5 protein-coding genes and 1 pseudogene are annotated in these 4,080 nt (G+C 73.2%); 2 read left to right on the plus strand and 4 right to left on the minus strand.

All coding sequences use genetic code 11. The features are described 5' to 3' along the window. Nucleotides 1-510: pseudogene (locus Q2100_RS30085) on the plus strand (transglycosylase family protein); the annotation flags it as partial. A 6-nt stretch (nucleotides 511-516) separates the two neighbouring features. Here Q2100_RS30085 and Q2100_RS30090 read toward each other — a convergent pair. From Q2100_RS30090 to Q2100_RS30105, 4 genes are read right to left on the minus strand one after another with little or no spacing between them, the layout of a single operon-like run. After that, complete coding sequence (locus tag Q2100_RS30090; protein ID WP_264015621.1) at nucleotides 517-945, minus strand: molybdenum cofactor biosynthesis protein MoaE; 429 nt, start codon at nucleotides 943-945, stop codon at nucleotides 517-519. After that, entirely contained in the window at nucleotides 942-1,421 is a 480-nt protein-coding gene (locus tag Q2100_RS30095; RefSeq protein ID WP_302916964.1) for a MogA/MoaB family molybdenum cofactor biosynthesis protein, read from the minus strand. The genes Q2100_RS30090 and Q2100_RS30095 overlap by 4 nt, the downstream gene beginning before the upstream one ends. Beyond that, nucleotides 1,418-1,846 carry a cyclic pyranopterin monophosphate synthase MoaC gene (moaC, locus tag Q2100_RS30100; protein WP_276009684.1) on the minus strand — a complete coding sequence of 143 codons (429 nt, stop codon included), beginning with the start codon at nucleotides 1,844-1,846 and terminating at the stop codon, nucleotides 1,418-1,420. The genes Q2100_RS30095 and moaC overlap by 4 nt, the downstream gene beginning before the upstream one ends. A 50-nt stretch (nucleotides 1,847-1,896) precedes the next feature. Further along, nucleotides 1,897-2,085 carry a hypothetical protein gene (locus Q2100_RS30105; protein ID WP_264015618.1) on the minus strand — a complete coding sequence of 63 codons (189 nt, stop codon included), beginning with the start codon at nucleotides 2,083-2,085 and terminating at the stop codon, nucleotides 1,897-1,899. 65 nt (nucleotides 2,086-2,150) lie between these two features. Between Q2100_RS30105 and Q2100_RS30110 the strand changes: the two genes are divergently transcribed. After that, on the plus strand, nucleotides 2,151-4,080 hold a 1,930-nt coding region (locus tag Q2100_RS30110; protein WP_302916965.1), incomplete at its 3' end, for a helicase-associated domain-containing protein.

Genomic DNA, 4,080 nt, shown 5'->3' on the forward strand with positions numbered 1-4,080 from the left:
GCACCGGCTCCGGCACCGGCACCCGGTGTCGTCGCCGCGCCTGCCGCCCCGGCAGCGGATCCGATGGCGCCGCTCAACGCGGTGAACATCCCGCAGCCGATGTTCGACGCGGCCAACGAGGCGATGTCCGGCGGCATGCCTGCCGGCCTTCCCGCGGTGCCCGGCGACCTGCCGGCGATGGCCCAGGGCATCCCGCACCTGGCCAGCCCCGAGAACCTGCCCCCGGGCGCGGCGCTCGCTCCGACCGGGCAGCAGCAGAGCCCGAACGTGACGTACCTCAAGGAGATCTGGCACGCGATCCAGACCCAGGACATCTCCGGCCAGGACGCGCTGCTGGCGCTGACGCAGCGGCCGCTGACGACGCCGGACACCCCGGGTGGCCCGCCGCCGAACGCGCCAGTCGGTGCCCCCGTGAATCCGGCGGCTGCGCCTGCTCCGCTGGGTGCGCCTGTTCCCGCACCGCTGCCGGCACCGGCCCCCGCGCCTGCTCCGGTTCCGCCGCCGGCCTGAGCGCCGTCAGGCGGAGTTGACCCACTCGTCGGAGCCGTCGCCGAAGAACTGGTGCTTCCACACCGGTAGCCGGTCCTTCACGGCGTCGACGAGCCGGGCACAGGTCTCGAACGCCGCTCCCCGGTGGTCGGCTGCCACAGCGGCCACCAGGGCGGCGTCGCCGATCGCCAGCGGCCCTACCCGGTGACTCACCGCGATCGCACGCACGCCGTGACCCGCCGCGGCGATCTCGGCGGCCACCTCTTCGAGCACCTGCGCCGCTGTCGGGTGGGCGGAGTACTCGAGTCTCTGCACCGTGCGGCCCCCGTCGTGGTCGCGGACCACACCGGCGAATCCGACCACCGCCCCGGCTGATTCGTGCGCGACGAGATCCTCGTGGCCGGAGAGGTCGATCGGCTCCTCGGTGAGTTCGGCCCGCAGCACGATCGCCGTCATCGCGGATGGTCCTTCCCGACGAGTTGGTCCAGTGCGTGTTCGAGCACCAGGTCGAGCACCGCCAGCCCGTCCCTGACGCCGCCCGGTGAGCCGGGCAGGTTCACGATCAGCGTGCGGTCCCGCACCCCGCAGACACCGCGGGAGAGCACCGAGGTGGGCACCTTGTCCTCGCCGGCCCGCCGGATCGCGTCGGCCAGGCCGGGAATCTGGTAGTCGACGAAGGCGGCCGTCGCGTCGGCCGTGCCGTCCGTGGGTGAGATGCCGGTGCCGCCGGAGGTGACGATGAGGTCGACGTCGTCGGCGTGCGCCGCGGACAGCGCCGTGGCCACGTCGCGGCCGTCGGGAACCACCACCGGGGCGGGTGTGCCGATGCCGCGCTGTTCGAGCCAGTCCACGATGAGCGGGCCCGTGCGGTCCTCGTAGACGCCGGCCGCGGCCCGCGTCGACGCGATGACGACCCGGGCGGTACGCGTCACGGGTTGGTCCACTCGCCGGTCTTGCCGCCCTCTTTGTGCAGCACCCTGATGTCGCTGATGCGCGCGGCGCGGTCCACCGCCTTGATCATGTCGTAGAGCGTCAGCGCGGCCAGGCTCACCGCGGTGAGGGCCTCCATCTCGACGCCGGTGCGGTCGGTGCTGCGGACCGTGGAGGTGATCACGACACGTGCGTCCTCGATGTCGAAGTCCACCTCGACCCCGGTGAGGGCGAGCTGGTGGCACAGCGGGATGAGGTCGCTGGTGCGTTTGGCCGCCATGATCCCGGCGATCCTCGCGGTCGCCAGCGCGTCACCCTTGGGCAGCCCGCCTGCGGTGATGAGGTCCACGACGTCGGGGCGGGTGTGCAGCACCCCGGTGGCCACGGCGGTGCGCCGGGTGGCGTTCTTGGCGCTGACGTCGACCATGCGGGCCGCGCCGGACTCGTCGAGGTGGGACAGCTCCCCGCCGGTCACCGTTACTTGTTGACGACGGTGACGGGGTGTGTGTACGGCAGTTGGTCGGCCGGCAGAGGAAACGTCAGATCGCCGAACGGTGACAGCGCGCCGGTGCGGTCGGCGGCCAGCTCGCTGACCGCGTGCTCGTCGCCGTCGAGGTGCGCCGGCCAGCCGTTGTCGACGTATTGCTTCTTCTTCTTGTCAGCCACGTACACATTGTGGCAAACGCCGGGCGTGCTGGCGAGGTCGGGCGGAGGCTTTACGCTGGTCAGCAATGACCGAAAAGACTCCGCCGCCGGGCCGGAGTGACACCACCCGGGGATCGGCGGGCGTCCCGCTGGGCGCCTGGCTGGCCGAACTGCCCGACGAGCAGCTCGTCAGGCTGCTGCAGTTGCGCCCGGACCTCACCCAGCCGCCGCCCGGAAACGTCGCCGCGCTGGCGGCACGGGCGACGTCCCGGCAGTCGGTCAAGGCGGCCACCGACGAACTCGACTTCCTGCGGCTGGCGGTGCTCGACGGCCTGCTCGTGCTGCACGCCGACACCACGGCCGTCCCACTGACCAAGCTGGTCGAACTGTTCGACGGCCGCGCCGACGACCAGGCGCTCAACGCCGCCGTCGACGATCTGCGCGAACGCGCACTGGTGTGGGGCGGGGCGGAGGTGCGGGTGGCCGCCGAGGCGTCTTCGGGTCTGCCCTGGTATCCCGGCCAGGCCGTCGTCGAGACCGCCGCGCCGTCCCCCGGGGACATCGCCCGCCGCCTCGATGGCCTCGACACCGCCCAGACCGAGCTGCTGTCGCGGCTGGTGAACGGCTCGCCGGTCGGGCGCACCCGAGACGCCGCCCCCGGCACCCCGGCCGATCGGCCCGTGCCACGCCTGCTGGCCGCGGGGCTGCTGCGCCAGGTCGACGACGAGACCGTGATCCTGCCGCGGCTGGTGGGCCAGGTGCTGCGCGGTGAGGCGCCCGGCCCGGTGGACCTCACCCCTCCGGACCCGACGGTCTCGACCACCTCCGGCGCGGACGTGGACGCCGTCGCCGCCGGTGCGGCCCTCGACCTGCTGCGCGAGGTCGAATTGGTGATCGAGACCCTGGCGGCGACGCCGGTTCCCGAGCTGCGCAGCGGCGGCCTCGGTGTGCGCGACATGAAGCGGCTGACGAAAATCACCGGCATCGACGAGCAGCGGCTCGGCCTGATCGTCGAGCTGTCGGCGGCCGCAGGGCTGATCGCGGCAGGCATGCCGGAACCGGATCCCGGCGACGGCGCGGGCCCGCACTGGGCGCCGACGGTGGCCGCCGACCGGTTCGTCGAATCGTCGAGCGCCGCGAAGTGGCATCTGGTGGCGTCGACCTGGCTCGACCTGCCCGGCAGGCCGAGCCTCATCGCGACCCGCGGTCCGGACGGCAAACCCTATGCTGCGCTGTCGGATTCGCTGTACTCGACGGCGGCTCCGCTGGACCGCCGGTTGCTGCTGACGGTGCTGGCGGGCCTCCCCCACGGCGCGGGCGCCGACGCCGCCTCGGCGTCGGCCGCGATGATCTGGCAGCGCCCGCGCTGGGCCGTGCGACTGCAGCCCGAACCCGTCGGCAGTCTGCTCACCGAGGCGCACGCGCTGGGTGTCGTCGGACGTGGCGCCATCACCGGGCCCGGCCGCAAGCTGCTCGCAGGCGATCCGGCCGACGACGTCATCGCCGCCATGCAGAAGGTGATGCCCAAGCCCATCGACCACTTCCTGCTGCAGGCCGACCTCACCGTCGTCGTGCCGGGGCCGCTGGAACGCGAACTGGCCGAGCAGCTCACCGCGGTCGCGATCGTCGAGTCGGCGGGCGCCGCGATGGTGTACCGGATCAGCGAGGGGTCGATCCGCCGCGCTCTGGACACCGGCCGCACGGCCAGCGAGCTGCACGCGCTGTTCGAGCGGCACTCCCGCACCCCGGTGCCGCAGGGCCTGACGTACCTGATCGACGACGTCGCTCGCAGGCACGGGCAGTTGCGCGTCGGGATGGCCAGCTCGTTCGTCCGGTGCGAGGACGCGGTGCTGCTCGCCCAGGCGGTGAGCGCACCGGCCGCCGAGGCCCTGGAGATGCGGCTGCTGGCGCCAACGGTGGCGGTGTCGCAGGCGCCCATCGGCGAGGTGCTCACGGCGCTGCGCAACGCGGGTCTCGCGCCGGCGGCCGAGGACGCCTCTGGCGCGATCGTCGACC

Origin of the sequence: Mycolicibacterium arseniciresistens (genome assembly GCF_030519285.1) — a bacterium.
Classification (GTDB): domain Bacteria; phylum Actinomycetota; class Actinomycetes; order Mycobacteriales; family Mycobacteriaceae; genus Mycobacterium; species Mycobacterium arseniciresistens.